The following is a 2380-nucleotide window of genomic DNA, read 5'->3' as shown; positions in this document are numbered from 1 at the left end:
GTATTGTACAATACGCGAGCGGGGACGCTCGCACTACAATAAAAAAAATGCTTTTTACAAAACTGAGATGCTCCCCTACCCTTCGGGGTCTTTTGAAAGTAATCCTATTAAAATAGGATCGAAATGGTTTTTTTGGGGTCAGACTTCATAGTCCGATCGCAGAATCTGCAAAGTTAACTGATTCTCCACTCTTAACAGTAAAATCTAGTATAATTTTTAACTGATTTCCCGTTTCAATCTTGTCCCCCGCTAGGAAAGGGGGAACTCCAAAATAAGGATTTTAAAATCGCTTGAGGGCACCGGCCGAGTTCGCGTAGAGATAATCTCGGCAGGTAGATGACTTATTATTCATTGTGATATATATATATGAAAAAAATGCAATATTAAGTATAATACGCCGCCAGCAATATGTCTGGTAGAGAAAATGAGTCAGAATAAGTATTCCAAGAAATCTCAACCTAAAGCTGGTATCAAAGCCGATCGAAAGCAGCAGAACAATCAAAACGACTTATTTCCTGTAGTCGGAATAGGAGCTTCTGCCGGTGGATTGGAAGCCTTTATGCAATTACTGAGCCATTTGCCGATCGATACCGGCATGGCGTTTATAATAATTCAGCATATGTTGCCGCATCAGGAAAGTGTGTTGAGTGTGATTCTGGCTCGATCGACCCTGATGCCCGTGCATGAGGTGACAGATGGGATGCTCATAGCACCCAATCAGGTCTACGTTATCCCCCCGAATGTCAGCATAACCATCGATCGAGGGGTGCTGAAGCTAACGCCTCGCGGCAGAGGACGCGGGGTATTTATGTCCGTCGATACTTTTCTGTTGTCCCTCGCCGAAGAACGGGGGAACAAAGCCATCGGCGTCATTTTGTCCGGGGGCGACGGCGATGGTGCCCAAGGGTTAAAAGCGATTAAGGTCGCGGGCGGTATTACTTTTGCCCAATGTCAAGACTCGGCACAAGTTAGCAGTATGCCCAACACTGCCGCGGCTACGGGTCAGGTAGACTTTATCTCGACACCGGAAAAAATTGCCCAGAAGATAGCAGAGATCGCCCGTCATCCCTACATGGTCGATCGGCTTTCGACAGATGCGATCGGCTTGTGACAGATGCGATCGAAAGTAAAGATGCGATCGAAATTAAAGATGCGATCGAAATTAAAGATGCGATCGCCATTATCTACAGTTTGCTGCGGGCGGCTACAGGAGTTGACTTTACTCACTACAAGCAAACCACCTTGAAGCGGCGGATACATCGGCGGATGTTGCTCTACAAGCTGGAACGGATCGAAGATTATGCCCAATATCTCCAAAACACCCCCACAGAAGTAACGGCGCTGTATCACGATGTCTTAATTCATGTCACCAGCTTTTTCCGCGACCCCGAAACCTTTGATGCCTTAAGCACCAATGTTTTTCCCGCAATTGTCAAAGATAAATCGCCTAAAGCACCGATCCGAATTTGGATTGCCGGCTGTTCCACGGGTGAAGAAGCTTACTCGATCGCCATTTGCTTGCTAGAGTTTTTAGCAGCTCGATCTACTAACCTGCCGATTCAGATTTATGCCACAGACATCAGCGAAAGTGCGATCGCGATCGCCCGCACTGGCTTTTATACCCAGGCCCAAGTCGCGGATATTTCAGCCGAACGCCTACATCGCTTCTTTGTCCAAGTCGAGGGCGGATACCAAATCGCTAAGCCGGTGCGCGAACTCTGCGTCTTTGCTAGACAAAACCCGATCGCCGATCCGCCATTTTCCCGGATGGATTTGATTACCTGTCGGAACGTGCTGATCTATCTGGGCCCCCAGTTGCAGAAAAAACTGCTGCCAATGTTCCACTATGGGCTTCGGCCCGCAGGCTTTTTGCTGTTAGGCACTTCGGAAACGGTTGGTGAGTCTTCAGAATTGTTTGCGCTATTCGACAAAAAGAATAAAATTTATACTAAAAAAGTGCTATCGCATTGGATCAGCATGGATTTAAATGCTAGCAACTATCCTCTGACAGCCGTCAACCCTCCACCGGTGCAGACGGAAAGATTGGACGAAATCGAAATGGAGAAAGAGGTCGATCGCATTGTTTTGAATCACTATGCCCCTGTCGGGGTCGTGATTAACACACTCAGCGAGATTATGCAATCCCCGTAGACGTGCGTAATCGAAATATCGGCAGTGGTTATCTGCGTTCATCAGCGTTTATCTGCCTTCATCTGCGGTAAAAAAAAGGCAATAATCCCTAAATAACCCTCAGGGTAAACGCATCTAAATTAAGTTGACAGAAAATCATATTTGTGCATCAGTTTTTTTTATAAAACAATTCTTAAAACTCTTAAATCTGATGCAATTAACCCAGTTAAAATCGAGCTTTAAGGACTTC

The 2380-nt window shown here is 46.1% G+C and carries 2 protein-coding genes; both read left to right on the top strand.

The annotated features are described in order from the left end of the window. The first annotated feature begins 424 nt into the window (after window positions 1-424). Window positions 425-1111 carry a chemotaxis protein CheB gene (locus QT992_RS33250; RefSeq protein ID WP_333343071.1) on the top strand — a complete coding sequence of 229 codons (687 nt, stop codon included), beginning with the start codon at window positions 425-427 and terminating at the stop codon, window positions 1109-1111. Continuing rightward, on the top strand, window positions 1108-2151 hold the full coding sequence (locus QT992_RS33245; RefSeq protein WP_333343070.1) for a protein-glutamate O-methyltransferase CheR: 1044 nt from the start codon (window positions 1108-1110) through the stop codon (window positions 2149-2151). The genes QT992_RS33250 and QT992_RS33245 overlap by 4 nt, the downstream gene beginning before the upstream one ends. Window positions 2152-2380 lie beyond the last annotated feature (229 nt).

The sequence above is a fragment of the Microcoleus sp. T3_D1 genome, assembly GCF_036700405.1.
GTDB lineage: Bacteria > Cyanobacteriota > Cyanobacteriia > Cyanobacteriales > Microcoleaceae > Microcoleus.
The sequence above is the reverse complement of the archived record's forward strand: the minus strand, read 5'-3'. Positions and strand labels throughout refer to the sequence as shown.